This window comes from Pseudomonas sp. FSL R10-2964 (assembly GCF_009600035.1).
Classification (GTDB): domain Bacteria; phylum Pseudomonadota; class Gammaproteobacteria; order Pseudomonadales; family Pseudomonadaceae; genus Aquipseudomonas; species Aquipseudomonas bubulae.
Genome location: NZ_WIWH01000005.1, coordinates 90,090 through 105,583 on the forward strand (window position 1 = coordinate 90,090; position 15,494 = coordinate 105,583).

At 58.0% G+C, this 15,494-nt stretch carries 14 protein-coding genes; 9 read left to right on the plus strand and 5 right to left on the minus strand.

What is annotated here, in order from left to right; genetic code table 11:
- Window positions 1–42 precede the first annotated feature (42 nt).
- The 8 genes from GHN92_RS04240 (at window position 43) to GHN92_RS04275 (ending at window position 10,854) form a co-directional block, all read left to right on the plus strand.
- Window positions 43–1,668 carry an ABC transporter substrate-binding protein gene (locus GHN92_RS04240; protein ID WP_095018283.1) on the plus strand — a complete coding sequence of 542 codons (1,626 nt, stop codon included), beginning with the start codon at window positions 43–45 and terminating at the stop codon, window positions 1,666–1,668.
- Window positions 1,669–1,965: 297 nt separating this feature from the next.
- Complete coding sequence (locus GHN92_RS04245; protein ID WP_095001573.1) at window positions 1,966–3,564, plus strand: ABC transporter substrate-binding protein; 1,599 nt, start codon at window positions 1,966–1,968, stop codon at window positions 3,562–3,564.
- Window positions 3,565–3,845: 281 nt separating this feature from the next.
- Window positions 3,846–5,210 (plus strand): OprD family porin, encoded by a 1,365-nt coding sequence (locus tag GHN92_RS04250; protein ID WP_095024053.1) that lies wholly within the window; start codon window positions 3,846–3,848, stop codon window positions 5,208–5,210.
- A gap of 88 nt (window positions 5,211–5,298) precedes the next feature.
- Window positions 5,299–6,894: an ABC transporter substrate-binding protein gene (locus GHN92_RS04255; RefSeq protein ID WP_095001575.1), complete on the plus strand. Its 1,596-nt coding sequence runs from the start codon at window positions 5,299–5,301 to the stop codon at window positions 6,892–6,894.
- A 74-nt stretch (window positions 6,895–6,968) separates the two neighbouring features.
- Window positions 6,969–7,979, plus strand: coding sequence for an ABC transporter permease subunit (locus GHN92_RS04260; protein ID WP_095001576.1), 1,011 nt, complete (start codon window positions 6,969–6,971; stop codon window positions 7,977–7,979).
- Between the two features lie 10 nt (window positions 7,980–7,989).
- A complete protein-coding gene (locus GHN92_RS04265; protein ID WP_095001577.1) occupies window positions 7,990–8,901 on the plus strand; it encodes an ABC transporter permease subunit in 912 nt (303 codons plus the stop codon).
- A 10-nt stretch (window positions 8,902–8,911) separates the two neighbouring features.
- Complete coding sequence (locus tag GHN92_RS04270; protein ID WP_095001578.1) at window positions 8,912–9,880, plus strand: ABC transporter ATP-binding protein; 969 nt, start codon at window positions 8,912–8,914, stop codon at window positions 9,878–9,880.
- Entirely contained in the window at window positions 9,880–10,854 is a 975-nt protein-coding gene (locus GHN92_RS04275; RefSeq protein WP_095001579.1) for a peptide ABC transporter ATP-binding protein, read from the plus strand. The genes GHN92_RS04270 and GHN92_RS04275 overlap by 1 nt, the downstream gene beginning before the upstream one ends.
- A 163-nt stretch (window positions 10,855–11,017) precedes the next feature.
- On the opposite strand, the gene GHN92_RS04285 is transcribed toward GHN92_RS04275, so the two are convergent.
- From GHN92_RS04285 to GHN92_RS04300, 5 genes are all read right to left on the minus strand, one after another.
- Window positions 11,018–11,302, minus strand: coding sequence for a hypothetical protein (locus GHN92_RS04285; protein ID WP_178102596.1), 285 nt, complete (start codon window positions 11,300–11,302; stop codon window positions 11,018–11,020).
- Between the two features lie 344 nt (window positions 11,303–11,646).
- Window positions 11,647–11,910, minus strand: coding sequence for a bacteriocin immunity protein (locus GHN92_RS04290; protein ID WP_133145186.1), 264 nt, complete (start codon window positions 11,908–11,910; stop codon window positions 11,647–11,649).
- Window positions 11,910–12,218 (minus strand): HNH endonuclease signature motif containing protein, encoded by a 309-nt coding sequence (locus GHN92_RS24415; protein WP_306106498.1) that lies wholly within the window; start codon window positions 12,216–12,218, stop codon window positions 11,910–11,912. Before GHN92_RS24415 ends, GHN92_RS04290 begins: the two co-directional genes overlap by 1 nt.
- The gene (locus GHN92_RS04295; protein WP_371926185.1) at window positions 12,140–12,679 is read right to left on the minus strand and encodes an S-type pyocin domain-containing protein; all 540 of its coding nucleotides are present in this window, start codon (window positions 12,677–12,679) and stop codon (window positions 12,140–12,142) included. The genes GHN92_RS24415 and GHN92_RS04295 overlap by 79 nt, the downstream gene beginning before the upstream one ends.
- A gap of 171 nt (window positions 12,680–12,850) precedes the next feature.
- A complete protein-coding gene (locus GHN92_RS04300; RefSeq protein ID WP_016779471.1) occupies window positions 12,851–14,434 on the minus strand; it encodes a peptide chain release factor 3 in 1,584 nt (527 codons plus the stop codon).
- Between the two features lie 339 nt (window positions 14,435–14,773).
- On the opposite strand from GHN92_RS04300, the gene GHN92_RS04305 reads away from it, so the two are divergent.
- A complete protein-coding gene (locus tag GHN92_RS04305) occupies window positions 14,774–15,490 on the plus strand; it encodes an ABC transporter permease (protein WP_095001582.1) in 717 nt (238 codons plus the stop codon).
- Window positions 15,491–15,494: the final 4 nt, after the last annotated feature.

Sequence of the window (15,494 nt, forward strand, 5' to 3'; positions counted from 1 at the left end):
GGTCGCCCTCAAACCAAAAATGACAAAAATCATGAGGCCACCATGTTCAAACACGCGGTCATTCCGTTTTTAGTAGGCGCCAGCCTGTTGGCAAGTGCACCTTTCGCCCACGCTGCTTCCAACCTGGTGTTTTGCTCTGAAGGCAGCCCGGCAGGTTTTGACCCTGGCCAGTACACCACCGGTACTGACTTTGATGCGTCGGCCGAGACCATCTTTAACCGCCTGAGCCAGTTCGAACGTGGCGGCACCAAGGTTGAGCCCGGCCTGGCGACCAGCTGGGATGTCTCGCCAGATAACCTGACATGGACTTTCCACCTGCGTGATGGCGTCAAGTTCCACACCACCCCTTACTTCAAGCCAACCCGCGATTTCAACGCCGACGACGTGCTTTTCACGTTCAACCGCATGCTCGACAAAGACATGCCGTTCCGTAAGGCTTACCCCACCGAATTCCCTTATTTCACCGACATGGGCATGGACAAAAACATCGCCAAGGTGGAAAAAATCGACGACAAGACCGTCAAGTTCACCCTGAACTCGGTCGATGCCGCGTTTATCCAGAACATGGCGATGCACTTTGCATCCATCCAGTCCGCCGAGTACGCCGACAAGCTGCTCAAGGAAGGCAAGCCTGCCGACATCAACCAGAAACCGATCGGCACTGGCCCGTTTGTGTTCAAGAGCTACCAGAAAGACTCGAACATCCGCTACACCGGCAACAAGGACTACTGGAAGCCAGAAGACGTCAAGATCGACAACCTGATCTTCGCCATCACCACCGACCCCTCGGTACGCGTCCAGAAGCTCAAGAAGAACGAGTGCCAGGTCACCCTCTTCCCGCGTCCGGCCGACCTCAAGGCCCTGAGTGAAGACCCGAATCTGAAGATGCCCCATCAAGCGGGCTTCAACCTCGGTTACATCGCCTACAACGTGATGGACAAGATCAAGGGCAGCAACGAGCCAAACCCGATGTCCCAGCTCAAGGTCCGCCAGGCCCTGGACATGTCGGTGAACAAACAGCAGATCATCGACTCGGTATACCAGGGTGCAGGCCAACTGGCGGTGGGTGCCATGCCTCCGACCCAATGGTCCTATGACACCAGCATCAAGGACGCACCTTTCGATCCGGAAAAAGCCAAACAACTGCTCAAGGAAGCAGGCGTCAAGGAAGGTACCGAGATCGTACTGTGGGCCATGCCGGTGCAACGCCCGTATAACCCCAATGCCAAGCTGATGGCTGAAATGCTCCAGTCGGACTGGAGCAAGATCGGCATCAAGGCCAAGATCACCAGCTACGAATGGGGCGAGTACATCAAGCGCTCCAAAGGCGGCGAGAACGGCGCTATGCTGATTGGCTGGAGCGGCGACAACGGTGACCCGGACAACTGGCTCGGCACCCTGTTTGGCTGCGACTCGCTGGAAGGCAACAACTTCTCCAAATGGTGCGACCCGGAGTTCGACAAACTGGTCAAAGCCGCCAAGGCCACCACTGATATTGCAGAGCGCACAAAACTGTACCAACAGGCGCAGCAACGACTCAAAAGCCAGATTCCGATGACACCTATCGCACACTCGACGGTGTATCAACCGATGCGCAAAAACGTAGAAGATTTCAAGATCAGCCCGTTTGGCCTGAACTCCTTCTACGGGGTCAGCGTCGGCAAATAACAAGGACCGGTGAATGCGGCTACAAGGCTGCATTCACTTATCTACCAGGACGGTGGAAATCACCTACAGCCTAAAGCCATATCTGACTACATCAGAGGCTATAGGAAGCCAAGACGATTCCTACAAGATTGTCAGATCCCATGTATTTACTGCTGAGCGCCGGCTGCTTAACTTCGGCCAAGGGCAGTCTATTGCAGCGGGTGAGGCGCAGTAGTTGATGGCATCGACGCCCTGAACCGTACGCCTTCGATCAAGGCGCGCTCAGGACTCAAAAATAAAAAAAGGATAGGGAACGCCATGCGCAACCCTCTGGTTTTATCAGTATTGATCGGCGCCGGCGTACTTGCCGGCAGCCCACTCGCAAACGCAGCCAACAGCCTGGTGTTTTGTTCCGAAGGCAGCCCGGCCGGTTTTGACACCGCGCAGTACACCACCGCCACCGACAACGACGCGGCCGAGCCCATTTACAACCGCCTCGCTGAGTTTGAAAAAGGTGGCACCGCAGCCGTTCCGGCCCTGGCAACGAGCTGGGATGTTTCCGAAGACGGCCTGACGTGGACGTTCCACCTGCGTGACGGGGTCAAGTTCCACACCACAAAATGGTTCACCCCGACCCGCAACTTCGATGCCGATGACGTGCTCTTTACGTTCAACCGTATGCTCAACCCGGACCATCCCTTCCGCAAGGCCTACCCCACCGAGTTCCCGTACTTCAACGGCATGAGCCTGGACAAGAACATCGCCAGCGTCGAAAAAACCGGTCCCATGACCGTGGTCATGAAACTCAACTCGGTAGACGCCGCCTTTATTCAAAACCTGGCCATGAGCTTTGCCGCCATCCTGTCGGCCGAATACGCCGACCAGTTGCTCAAGAGCGGCAAGCCCAGCGATATCAACCAGAAGCCTGTCGGCACCGGCCCGTATGTGTTCCAGCGTTATCAGAAAGACTCGAACATCCGCTACGCCGCCAACAAGGACTATTGGGCCCCCAGCCAGGTCAAGCTCGACAACCTGATTTTCTCGATCAGCGTCGATGCCTCGGCGCGCATGCAAAAGCTGCGTAAAAACGAATGCCAGGTCTCGCTCAACCCGCGCCCGGCCGACGTTGCCGGCCTCAAGGCCGATCCGAAGCTGCAGGTGATTGAAAAGCCCGGCTTCAACCTCGGTTACATAGCCTACAACGTGCAGCACAAACCGTTCGACCAGTTGCAGGTGCGCCAGGCCCTGGACATGGCGGTCAACAAGGACGAGATCCTCAAGGCGGTGTATCAGGGCGCAGGCCAAAAAGCCGTCAACGCCATGCCGCCAACGCAATGGTCCTACGACGAAACCATTACCGACGCCCCCTACAACCCGGAAAAAGCCAAAGAGCTGCTCAAAGCCGCTGGGGTCAAGGACGGCACCGAAATAACCCTGTGGGCCATGCCCGTACAGCGCCCCTACAACCCGAACGCCAAGCTGATGGCCGAAATGCTGCAGTCGGACTGGGCCAAGATCGGCCTCAAGGTCAAGATCGTCAGCTATGAATGGGGCGAGTACATCAAGCGCACCAAAAACGGTGAGCACGACATCAGCCTGATTGGCTGGACCGGCGACAACGGTGACCCGGACAACTGGCTCGGCACCCTCTACAGCTGCGACGCGATTGGTGGCAACAACTACTCCATGTGGTGCAACAAGGAGTACGACACCCTGGTCAAGAATGCCAAGGTCGTGACCGATCGCGATCAGCGCACGGTGCTCTACAAACAGGCCCAGCAGTTGCTCAAGCAACAGGTGCCGATCACCCCCATTGCGCACTCCACAGTCAACCAGCCGCTGAGCGCCAAAGTCGAAGGGTTCACGGTCAGCCCCTTTGGCCGTAACGCCTTCTCAGGTGTCAGCCTCAAGGACTGATTACTCCAATAGAACAGTGCCACTGTGGGAGCGAGCCTGCTCGCGAAGTCCTCAAGAGCAGCGCGGTATCGCCAACGACCTTCGCGAGCAGGCTCGCTCCCACAACAGAGATCACAAACAACACCGCTCTTTCAGCAGGTCACTTAACCCATGGCCCGCTAAAACTTCGCCAAATCTGCACCAGGCAAACGTTTGCAATGCTTTAAATCGTTTTACAACAGCCGAGTCATCACAAAAAAAGACCGGCCATAAAAAGAAGAAACCAAAGAGGAGCCTCAACCATGAAACTCACCAGCCGCGCGTTATTGGCCTTGTCCATCAGCAGCATCACTGCGATGGCCAATGCCGATGAATTCATGCCGACCGAACTCAAAGCCAGCAGCGCTCAAAGCGAGACCAAGGGCTTTGTCGAAGACCAGACCCTGGGCGGCACTACCCGCAACTGGTACGCCAACGAGCTCAAGCGTCGCGATGACCGTTTCAGCTACAACAACCACGGCACCCGTGAATCCACCCCGCGCCGGATCAACTGGGTACAGGGCACCATCCTCGACTACAAGTCGGGCTTCACCGAAGGCACCGTAGGCTTCAGCACCCAGGTCGCGGCTTACAACGCCATTGCCCTGGATCGCGACGCCAAGGACATCGCCGGGCCAAACAACCGCACCCTGACCCACAGCGACGGCGACGCCGTCGGCCAGTGGAGCAAGCTGGGCCTGGCCAACCTCAGCGCCCGCATCTCCAACACCACGCTGACCGTAGGCCGACAGAACTTCAGCAGCCCGACCATCGACGTGATCGGTAACCGCGCACTGCCTTCCAGCTTTCAAGGGGTGGGCCTGCACAGTGAAGAGTTCAACAACCTGTCGTTCGATGCCGGCTCCTTTGACCGCGTGTCCCCGCGTACCGAGTCGAGCCTGAGCAAGTTCCGCAGCGAATACGGCGCAACCGGGGTTGAAACCGATCGCGCCAGCGTCGCCGGCCTCAACTACCAGCCGTTCAAGAGCCTGAAGACCACGCTGTACGCAACCCACGTTGAAGACTTCTGGAACCAGTACTACTTCGGCGCCGTACACGACATGGGCGACAACGCCACCCTGGGCCTGAATACCAACTTCAACTACTACAAGACCCTGGATACCGGCAGCAAGGCCCTGGGCAACATCAACAACGACGCCTACAGCCTGGCCTTTGCCCTGACCCACCAGGCCCACACCCTGAGCCTGTCGTTCCAGCAGATCGTCGGCGACGAATACTTCGACTACCTGCACGAAACAAACGGCATCTACCTGGCCAACTCCCTGCTCTCGGACTTCAACGGCCCGAACGAGAAATCCCTGCAACTGGCCTACAGCATCAACATGGCCCAGTACGGCATTCCGGGCCTCAAGTTCAACGCCTACCACGCCCGCGGCTGGGATATCGATGGCACCAAGTACACCGGCACCGCCTACGACGTGAAGAACATGGACGGCGAAACCCATTACGAGTACAGCGTTGGCACGTCCTATGCAATCCAAAGTGGCCCGCTGAAAGCCACCGCGATTCGCGCGACGTACACCACGCACCGCGCCAGCAAAAACCAGTCTGACGGCAACATCAACGAATTCCGCCTGGTGACCACCATTCCGTTCAACATTCTGTAAAAAACTGCTCAAACCCGAAGGCTGCGGCTGATTCGACGAATCAGCCGCAGCCGTTACGCTGGCTCACCCGACTCTGGAGAGGGTTGCTATGAAAAGATTCCCACTACGCACTGCCCTGGCCGCGGCACTGCTCTGCACCACTGTGAGTGTCAGCGCGAAAACCCTGGTGGTCTGCACTGAAGCCAGCCCTGAAGGGTTCGACATCGTCCAGTTCACCACCGCCGTGACTGCCGATGCTTCGGCCGAGACCATACTCAACCGCCTGGTCGACTTTGCCCCCGGCACCACGGATGTGGAGCCCGCCCTGGCCGAGCGCTGGGACATCAGCCCGGACGGGCTTGAATACACATTTCACCTGCGTCCCGACGTAAAGTTTCACACCACTGATTATTTCAAACCGACCCGAACCCTGAACGCCGATGACGTGGTCTGGAGTTTTCAGCGCCAGCTGGACCCGAATCACCCGTGGCACAAACTGTCGCTGGTCGGTTACCCCTACTTTGAAAGCATGGGTTTCAAGGACCTGCTCAAGAGCGTCGAGAAAGTTGACGACCTGACGGTAAAAATCACTCTCAACCACCCTGAAGCGCCGTTTCTGCGCGACGTGGCCATGCCGTTCAATTCCATCTACTCCGCCGAATACGCCGACCAGTTGCTCAAGTCCGGCAAAACCGCCGACCTCAATGCCAAGCCGATCGGCACCGGCCCGTTTATCTTCGTGCGCTACAACAAGGATGCCCAGGTACGCTTCAAGGCCAACCCGGACTACTTCCGTGGCAAACCGCCCAGTGATGCGCTGATCTTCGCCATCGCCACCGACAGCAACGTGCGCCTGCAAAAGCTCAAGGCCAACGAATGCCAGATCGCGCTGTACCCCAAGCCTGATGAGGTCAAGAACATCCGCAAGGACCCCAACCTCAAGGTCGATGAGCTGGCCGCCCTGATGACCAGCTATATCGCCATGAATACCAGTCACAAGTACCTGAGCGATGTGCGCGTACGCAAAGCCATCGACATGGCCTTCGACAAGCAGACCTATCTGAACTCCGTCCACGGCGAAGGCAACGCACTGCTGGCCGTCAACCCTTACCCGCCGACCATGCTGGGCTACAACACCAGCATTCAGCGGCCGCCCCGCGACCTGGACAAGGCCCGGGCCTTGCTCAAGGAAGCCGGGGTACCTGAAGGCACGGTACTGACCCTATTCACCCGCAACGGCGGCGGCCCGACCAACCCCAACCCGATGCTGGGTGCGCAGTTGCTGCAGTCCGACCTGGCACAAATCGGCCTCAAGCTGGATATCCGGGTCATGGAATGGGGCGAAATGCTCAAGCGCGCCAAAAATGGCGAACATGATCTGGTGTCGACCGGTTGGGGCGGCGATAACGGCGACCCGGATAACTTCCTGACCCCGCTGCTTAGCTGCGAGGCGGCCAAAAACGGCGAGAACTACGCCCGCTGGTGCAACAAGGACTTCGAAAGCCTGATCACCAAAGCCCGTGGTATCACTGAACCCTCGCAACGGGCCGAGTTCTATCAACAGGCACAGATGATTTTTAATCAGGACCAACCCTGGATCAACGTAACCCATCCTATGCTGTTCACGGCGATGCGCAAAAACGTCGAGGGCTATACCCTTAGCCCCCTGACCAACAACAACTTCGCCACAACCCAGGTGAAGTAGAACAATAAAAACCCGCCAGGGTTTACCTCAACCCCGGCGGACCTGCCTGACCGGCTGATAAGGAACACCACACGATGTTTAGTTTTATTGCCCGCCGAGTGGGGTTGTTGATCCCCACGTTCTTCGGCATCACCTTGCTCACCTTTGCCCTGATTCGCATGATCCCGGGTGACCCGGTCGAAGTCATGATGGGTGAGCGCCGGGTAGACCCTGAAATGCACGCCCAGGCCATGGAGCGCCTGGGTCTGAACAAGCCGCTGCACGAGCAGTACATCGACTACGTCAGCAAACTGGCACATGGCGATCTGGGCGAGTCATTGCGCACCCGTGAAAGCGTGTGGAGCGAATTTTCCGCACTTTTCCCCGCCACGCTGGAACTGGCCAGCGCCGCCCTGTTGTTCGCCGGCATCCTCGGGCTACTGGCGGGAGTGATCGCGGCACTCAAACGCGGCTCATTGTTTGACCACGGCGTGATGGGTATCTCCCTGGCGGGGTATTCGATGCCGATCTTCTGGTGGGGCCTGATCCTGATCATGTTCTTCTCCGTGGGCCTGGGCTGGACCCCGGTGTCCGGGCGTATCGACCTGCTCTACGACATAGAGCCCAAAACCGGCTTCATGCTTATCGACACCCTGCTCAGCGACGAGCCCGAAGCCTTCTGGGACGCGTTGCACCACCTGATTCTGCCGGCCATTGTGCTGGGTACCATTCCGCTGGCCGTGATCGCGCGGATGACCCGCTCATCCATGCTTGAAGTGCTGCGCGAAGACTACATCCGTACCGCCCGCGCCAAAGGCCTGTCACCCGCCCGCGTGGTGTTCGTGCACGGCCTGCGCAACGCCCTGATCCCGGTACTGACCGTGGTCGGCCTGCAAGTGGGCACCCTGCTGGCCGGTGCAGTCCTGACCGAAACCATTTTTTCGTGGCCTGGTATCGGTAAATGGCTGATCGAAGCCATTGGCGCCCGGGACTATCCCGTGGTGCAAAACGGCATCCTGCTAATCGCCTGCCTGGTGATTCTGGTCAACTTCGTAGTCGACATCCTCTACGGCTTTGCCAACCCACGCATCCGTCACCAGCGCTGAGATCCTGACCATGAGCACCTCCCCAAGCACGACCGAAGTGGATCAAAGCCTGCTTTATCCATCACCGTACAAAGAATTCTGGCATGCCTTCTCCCGGAACAAGGGCGCTGTGGCGGGTCTGATTTTCATGACCATCATCGTGTTCTGCGCGATCTTCGCCCCGTGGGTCGCCCCCCATAGCCCGAGTGAGCAATACCGCGACTTTCTGCTGACCCCGCCGGTCTGGCTGGAAGGCGGCAACTGGCAATTTCTGCTGGGCACCGATGAACTGGGTCGCGACCTGCTGTCACGCCTGATCGAAGGTTCACGGCTGTCGCTGTTGATCGGTTTGTCGTCTGTGGTCATCTCGCTGATTCCGGGCGTGATCCTGGGCCTGTTTGCCGGCTTTTTTCCGCGCCTTCTCGGCCCGGGCATCATGCGGTTGATGGACATCATGCTGGCCCTGCCTTCCTTGCTGCTGGCCGTGGCGATTGTCGCCATCCTCGGCCCTGGCCTGATCAACACCGTGATCGCCATTGCCGTGGTGTCGTTGCCATCGTACGTGCGTCTGACCCGTGCCGCCGTGATGGGCGAGCTGAACCGCGACTATGTGACCGCTGCCCGCCTGGCCGGTGCCAGTCTGCCGCGCCTGATGTTTATCACTGTGCTGCCCAACTGCATGGCGCCGCTGATCGTGCAGGCCACCCTGAGTTTCTCCTCGGCGATCCTCGACGCCGCAGCACTGGGCTTTCTTGGCCTCGGCGTACAACCGCCAACCCCTGAGTGGGGCACCATGCTGGCTTCGGCCCGCGACTATATCGAACGCGCGTGGTGGGTCGTCAGCCTGCCTGGCTTGACCATTTTGCTCAGCGTGCTGGCAATCAACCTGATGGGCGACGGCCTGCGCGATGCGCTGGACCCGAAACTCAAGAACGCCGCCTGAGGAGATTCCCATGTCACTGTTAGAAATCAAGAATCTCAATGTCCGTTTTGGCGACGCTACGGCCGTGCCGGTGGTAGACGGCCTGAGCCTGTCTGTGGATAAAGGCGAAGTACTGGCAATTGTCGGTGAGTCGGGGTCGGGCAAGTCCGTGACCATGATGGCGCTGATGGGCCTGATCGAGCACCCTGGTATCGTCAGCGCCGACGCGCTGACCTTCGACGGCAAGAACATGCTGACCCTCAGCGCGCGTCAGCGCCGCCAGATCGTCGGCAAGGACATGGCGATGGTCTTCCAGGACCCCATGACCGCACTGAACCCCAGCTACACCGTGGGTTTCCAGATCGAGGAAGTGCTGCGCCTGCACCTGAAAATGTCCGCCAAGGCAGCGCGCAAACGGGCCATCGAGCTGCTGGAAAAAGTTGAAATCCCGGGGGCTGCCAGCCGCATGGACGCCTACCCGCACCAACTGTCAGGCGGCATGAGCCAGCGCGTGGCGATTGCCATGGCGATTGCCGGTGAACCCAAACTGCTGATCGCCGACGAACCTACCACGGCCCTGGACGTAACCATCCAGGCGCAGATCATGGACCTGCTGCTGAGCCTGCAACGCGAACAGAACATGGGCCTGGTGCTGATTACCCACGACCTCGCCGTAGTCGCCGAAACCGCCCAGCGGGTATGCGTGATGTACGCCGGCCAGGCCGTGGAAGTCGGCAACGTGCCGGGGCTGTTTGATGTGCCCGCGCACCCGTACAGCGAGGCGCTGCTGGCTGCGATCCCGGAACACAGCATGGGCGCTGCCCGTCTGTCGACCTTGCCCGGCATCGTGCCCGGTCGCTATGACCGGCCCAAAGGCTGCCTGCTGTCACCGCGCTGCCCGTATGTACAAGAGCAATGTCGTCAACAACGTCCTGCGCTGGAGCAACAGGCTCACAGCCAGGTGCGCTGCTTCTTCCCCTTGAATCAGGAGGTGGCGTAATGACTGTTGTTCTTACCGCCCGCGACCTAACCCGTCACTACGAAGTATCCCGTGGCATGTTCAAAGGCCATGCGCTGGTGCGCGCACTCAACGGCGTGTCATTTGAACTGGAAGCCGGTAAAACCCTTGCCGTGGTGGGAGAGTCCGGTTGCGGAAAATCCACCCTGGCCCGCGCGTTGACCTTGATTGAAGAGCCCTCCTCGGGCTCGCTGAAAATTGCCGGGCAAGAAGTTGCAGGGGCCAACAAGGCCGAGCGCAAACAACTGCGCAAAGACGTGCAGATGGTGTTCCAGAGCCCCTACGCCTCGCTCAACCCGCGGCAGAAAATCGGCGATCAACTGGCCGAGCCGCTGCTCATCAACACCAGCCTGAGCGCCAGCGAGCGCCGCGAAAAAGTCCAGGCCATGATGAAACAGGTCGGCTTGCGCCCCGAGCATTACCAGCGCTACCCGCATATGTTCTCGGGGGGCCAGCGCCAGCGTATCGCCCTGGCCCGGGCCATGATGTTGCAACCCAAGGTGCTGGTGGCGGACGAACCAACCTCGGCGCTGGACGTGTCGATCCAGGCGCAGGTGCTTAACCTGTTTATGGATTTGCAGCAGGAGTTCAACACTGCCTACGTGTTCATTTCCCATAACCTGGCGGTGGTGCGACATGTGGCCGACACGGTACTGGTGATGTACCTCGGTCGCCCGGTAGAGATGGGCCCCAAGGAGGAGATCTACACCCGGCCGTTGCACCCCTACACCCAGGCGCTGCTGTCGGCCACGCCGACGATCCACCCCGATCCGCTCAAGCCAAAAATCAAGATCGTCGGCGAGCTGCCCAACCCGCTGAACCCGCCATCAGGTTGCGCCTTTCACAAGCGCTGCCCGTATGCGACCGAGTTGTGCAGCACAGACGAACCTGTACTGCGCCTGCTCGACAACCGCCAGGTTGCCTGCCATCACGCGGAGCAGTTTTTGCAGAGCTAAACACGACCCGTAGCAGCTGCCGAGGAACGAAGGCTGCGTTCGGCGGCACAGCCGTCGTAAAATCGAGGCCCGCGGAGTAACAGACATACCGCAAGCTCAGGTTTTACGATTGCTTCGCAATCGAACGCAGCCTTCGGCAGCGGCTACACATAGAGGTAATGCATTACGTCTGGCTATCGCCTTCATCGCCCTCATCGCCGTTATCCCCACCGTCACCGCCGCCATCACCATCGGTCTGGTCATCATCCCCCGAACTGCCGCCCTGCCCCTGGTCCCCAGGTTCGGAATCCGACTTGTAGATGGCATGAAGTGTCGGCCCCGGCACGCCTGTTACTGAAAACCCGGCCCCCGTGCTGCTCAGCGGGTTGCTCGCCCAAGCCGCCGAGGCACTCACCGTCAGCAGCACCAGCACCTTGAGCAACAGCACAATGCGTTGAAAAAGCTTCATCGCGATTTCTATCCTGTTATGAGAAAAGCACCCTTTAAACCTAGTTCGCCCCTTTCAGCTTTTCCAGAAACTCACAGGCTGGGATATACCCATTCGGAGTAACGCAGCCGCGTTTGTCGATACTATGTGGTGGGCCATACGCTCACTTGTAGCCGTTGACGAGCAGCGCGAGGCTACGTCCGACTGCGTAGCAGTCGTAAACTGCTTCGGACGCGATCACAGCCTTCGGCAGCGACTACTGAAGACACGTGCGTTAGATAGTTGAATTGATAGCCGTAGACATTTAGCCAATAAAAAGCCCAGCCACCCATGATCACTGGATGGCTGGGCTGAACAAGCAAAAATCAAGCAGATTTGAAGCCAGGCTTACCGTTGGCGGCTCGCCATTCACTGACTTTCTTGGTTATAGCTTCTGGAGTGCTGTCCAAATCAGATGCGGCATAGTAGATAAGGTCTGTACCTTCAGGATGCTCAGTGACTTTTTCAAAATGCGCCAGAAGCTTGTCAAGGCGTTCATCAGTTTCAGCAATGTTCTCCTGGAATATTTCTTTCATAAACACCAAGAACTCGGCTTCCGTATACTCAGAGAAACTACTTTTCAGCTCCATCATTTCGCTCCTTTATGAATATCCAGGTGACGCTTAGGGGTCAAAATCAACATATTTTCAACATTGTAAATATCTCCCCCCTTAGCGACTTCATGGACATGATGTATTTCAAATGAGGACCGCTTGCCCACTGCATCACTTTTCCTGGTCTTAGCTGCATTACCGATGCTCATTCGGGCTCTATTTGGAGCTATAAACTGCTGTGACAGCACCGGATCTTTCGTTATTTCTACCCAAAACGCCTCTCGAAACGCCTTGAAATTCTTGAACTCCCTTCCCCGAAGCCGATCAGCAATCTGTGACGGCACCGCAGCACCCTCACCCTGCGCCGCAGCCCCCAGCCAGATACCCGTACTGGCGTGACAGTGGCGCCAGTGTAAACCGTTGGCACTGGTTGCTCGGCAGGGGAAGTAGTCGAGCTATTCCCCGGATCGACGATGGGTGTCCAGGTCAACGTCCTTGGCGGTACATCTTCAGTGGTTACGCTGTAAACATTCAGCTGTGCGTTAAACGTTGCAGCTACAACCCTGACATTCGACGGCACAGTTATGCCATCCGCCAAAGCGACAAAAACTTCAGACTGCCCATCTGCGGCTGTTTTTGAACTGATACGCACTGGCAGATCAACATTGCCATTGGCGGCAGCAATTGCTGATAGATCGTCGTTGAGCCCAGGTGCCAGATCCGAGAGCGGCCTACTAAATGCATAGCGCTCAGGCAATTCGCCATTTGCCAGTTTGGGCGAATACACCAAGGCAGACACCCCCACCAAAAACCCCGAAGCTGTGCCTGCGAATAAACCGGACAAGGCGCGAATAGGTCCGCAGGCCTTTGCGCTCCTAAGGGCTCGATCGCAGTCTGCGGCAGCGGTTACAAAATTTGCGCAAAAAAAAGCGAAGCCCAAGGGCTTCGCTTTTTTATCAACCAGACACCTGAGTGCTTAGTGATGCTCGCGGGTTGCGCGGAACTTCACATCCGGCCAGCGCTCTTCCATCAACGCCAGGTTGACGCGGGTCGGAGCCAGATAGGTCAGGTGACCGCCACCGTCCACGGCCAGGTTTTCCACAGCTTTGACGCTGAACTCTTCGAGCTTCTTCTTATCGTCGCAATCAATCCAGCGAGCCGAGTACACAGTGATCGGCTCGTAGGAGCATTCCACTTTGTATTCTTCTTTCAAGCGGCTGGCGACCACGTCGAACTGCAGCACACCCACGGCGCCCAGGATGATGTCGTTGCTGCGCTCCGGGAAGAACACCTGGGTGGCGCCCTCTTCGGCCAGTTGCTGCAAGCCCTGGCGCAATTGCTTGGACTTGAGTGGATCGCGCAGACGTACGCGACGGAACAGTTCCGGGGCAAAGTGCGGAATACCGGTGAAGCTCAGGCTCTCACCTTCGGTGAAGGTGTCACCGATCTGGATGGTGCCGTGGTTGTGCAAACCGATGATATCACCCGCAAAAGCCTCTTCGAGCTGTTCACGCTCGGAGGAGAAGAACGTCAGCGCATCGCCGATACGAACATCTTTGCCGGTGCGCACATGGCGCATTTTCATGCCCTTTTCGTATTTGCCCGAGCAAATGCGCATAAAGGCGATACGGTCGCGGTGTTTCGGGTCCATGTTCGCCTGGATCTTGAACACGAAACCGGTGAACTTCTCTTCAACCGGCTCGACGGTACGCTCGTTGGCAACACGGGCCAGCGGCTTCGGGGCCCAGTCAACTACCGCGTCGAGCACATGGTCGACACCAAAGTTGCCCAGTGCGGTACCGAAGAACACCGGGGTCAACTGGCCGTCGAGAAATTCCTGCTGGTTGAATTCATGGCAAGCGCCCTGAACCAGTTCCAGTTGATCAACAAAACGATCGTACTCGTCACCCAAGTGGGCACGGGCTTCATCGGAATCGAGCTTTTCGATGATTTTGGTTTCGGTGCGCTCATGCCCATGACCGGCGGTGTAGACGATGATGTAGTCGTCTGCCAGGTGGTAGACACCCTTGAAATCGCGGTAGCAGCCGATCGGCCAGGTGATCGGCGCCGCCTTGATTTTCAGGACCGCTTCGATCTCGTCCAGCAACTCGATCGGGTCGCGAATATCGCGGTCGAGTTTGTTGATAAAGCTGACGATTGGCGTGTCACGCAGACGACACACGTCCATCAGGGCGATGGTACGTGGCTCAACGCCCTTACCGCCGTCGAGGACCATCAGCGCCGAGTCGACCGCGGTCAGCGTGCGGTAGGTGTCTTCGGAGAAGTCTTCGTGGCCCGGGGTGTCGAGCAGGTTGATCATGTTGTCGCGATACGGGAACTGCATGACCGACGTGGTAATCGAAATACCCCGTTGTTTCTCCATTTCCATCCAGTCGGAGGTGGCATGGCGGTCGGACTTTCGCGATTTCACCGTACCGGCGACAGCAATCGCCTTACCCATCAGCAAGAGCTTTTCGGTGATGGTGGTCTTACCCGCATCGGGGTGGGAAATAATGGCGAAAGTGCGGCGTTTCGCGACTTCGGCGGCCTGGTTGGTCATGGGAAATCGCCTGACGATTGATTCAAAAAAGGGCGCGGATTATAGCTCAAATCAGGCGCCTACAGCCACCGTTGGAACCGTGGCTCGTCGGACAAGGGTGGCAATGTGCCGTAAAAAATGTGAACCTTTTAAACAGTGGAGGCGTCCACTCTCCTGATACGACAAAGCGTCAGGGGCTGAAATATCAGCAAGTTAGCCTGACGAGGCTGCGCTAATGACAGGTGTTGAGGGCGCATTTTCGCCACCACCTGTTGCTCTTCGCGAACATATTGCCGGCAGCCAGGAATGGCCTTGCCACACGACGATGTGTTCGCCGACTGAAAAAAAAGGAGTCCGTCTATGGCGAATCGCTATGGAAAAGGGCTTATAGGATGCGCGGTCGTTATCGCGCTTCTGGCCCTGTTGGTCCACTGGATCGGCATCAGCACTATCGAACACTATCAAGATGATTTGTTGTTCTACCTGCAAGCCCACCTGTACCTGGTACTCGCTTCAATGCTCGCCGCCCTCCTTGTAGGGATACCTGCCGGCATTTTCCTCAGCCGACCTTCAATGGCCGGACGTGCGGAACGCTTCATGCAAGTCTTCAACATCGGCAACACCGTGCCTCCTCTGGCGGTACTGGCCATTGCCCTGGGTTTCCTGGGCATCGGTAGCGGCCCTGCCATCTTCGCCCTGTTTCTCGCCTCGTTGCTGCCCATTGTGCGCAATACCTACGAAGGCTTGAAAAACGTCCAGGGTTCGCTCAAGGAAGCCGCCGTCGGTATCGGCATGACCCCGCGCCAGGTGCTGTGGCGGGTCGAGTTGCCCAACGCCGTGCCCATCATCATGGGCGGTGTGCGCGTGGCACTGGCGATCAACGTCGGTACCGCCCCGCTGGCGTTCCTGATCGGCGCCAACAGCCTGGGCAGCCTGATTTTTCCAGGCATTGCCCTCAACAATCAGCCGCAACTGATTCTCGGCGCCGCCTGTACTGCGCTGCTGGCACTGCTGCTCGACGGCCTGGTGATACTCATCAGCCGCCAGTGGTTGGAACGCGGTCTGCGACCTGCTTAAGGTC

Bases quoted from the DNA above. Each gene is read 5' to 3' on its own strand.
- GHN92_RS04305 (WP_095001582.1), top strand. From the start codon at position 14,774: ATGGCGAATCGCTATGGAAAAGGGCTTATAGGATGCGCGGTCGTTATC.
- GHN92_RS04240 (WP_095018283.1), top strand. From the start codon at position 43: ATGTTCAAACACGCGGTCATTCCGTTTTTAGTAGGCGCCAGCCTGTTG.
- GHN92_RS04265 (WP_095001577.1), top strand. From the start codon at position 7,990: ATGAGCACCTCCCCAAGCACGACCGAAGTGGATCAAAGCCTGCTTTAT.
- GHN92_RS04270 (WP_095001578.1), top strand. From the start codon at position 8,912: ATGTCACTGTTAGAAATCAAGAATCTCAATGTCCGTTTTGGCGACGCT.
- GHN92_RS04260 (WP_095001576.1), top strand. From the start codon at position 6,969: ATGTTTAGTTTTATTGCCCGCCGAGTGGGGTTGTTGATCCCCACGTTC.
- GHN92_RS04290 (WP_133145186.1), bottom strand. From the start codon at position 11,910: ATGGAGCTGAAAAGTAGTTTCTCTGAGTATACGGAAGCCGAGTTCTTG.
- GHN92_RS04245 (WP_095001573.1), top strand. From the start codon at position 1,966: ATGCGCAACCCTCTGGTTTTATCAGTATTGATCGGCGCCGGCGTACTT.
- GHN92_RS04250 (WP_095024053.1), top strand. From the start codon at position 3,846: ATGAAACTCACCAGCCGCGCGTTATTGGCCTTGTCCATCAGCAGCATC.
- GHN92_RS04285 (WP_178102596.1), bottom strand. From the start codon at position 11,302: ATGAAGCTTTTTCAACGCATTGTGCTGTTGCTCAAGGTGCTGGTGCTG.
- GHN92_RS04255 (WP_095001575.1), top strand. From the start codon at position 5,299: ATGAAAAGATTCCCACTACGCACTGCCCTGGCCGCGGCACTGCTCTGC.
- GHN92_RS04275 (WP_095001579.1), top strand. From the start codon at position 9,880: ATGACTGTTGTTCTTACCGCCCGCGACCTAACCCGTCACTACGAAGTA.
- GHN92_RS04300 (WP_016779471.1), bottom strand. From the start codon at position 14,434: ATGACCAACCAGGCCGCCGAAGTCGCGAAACGCCGCACTTTCGCCATT.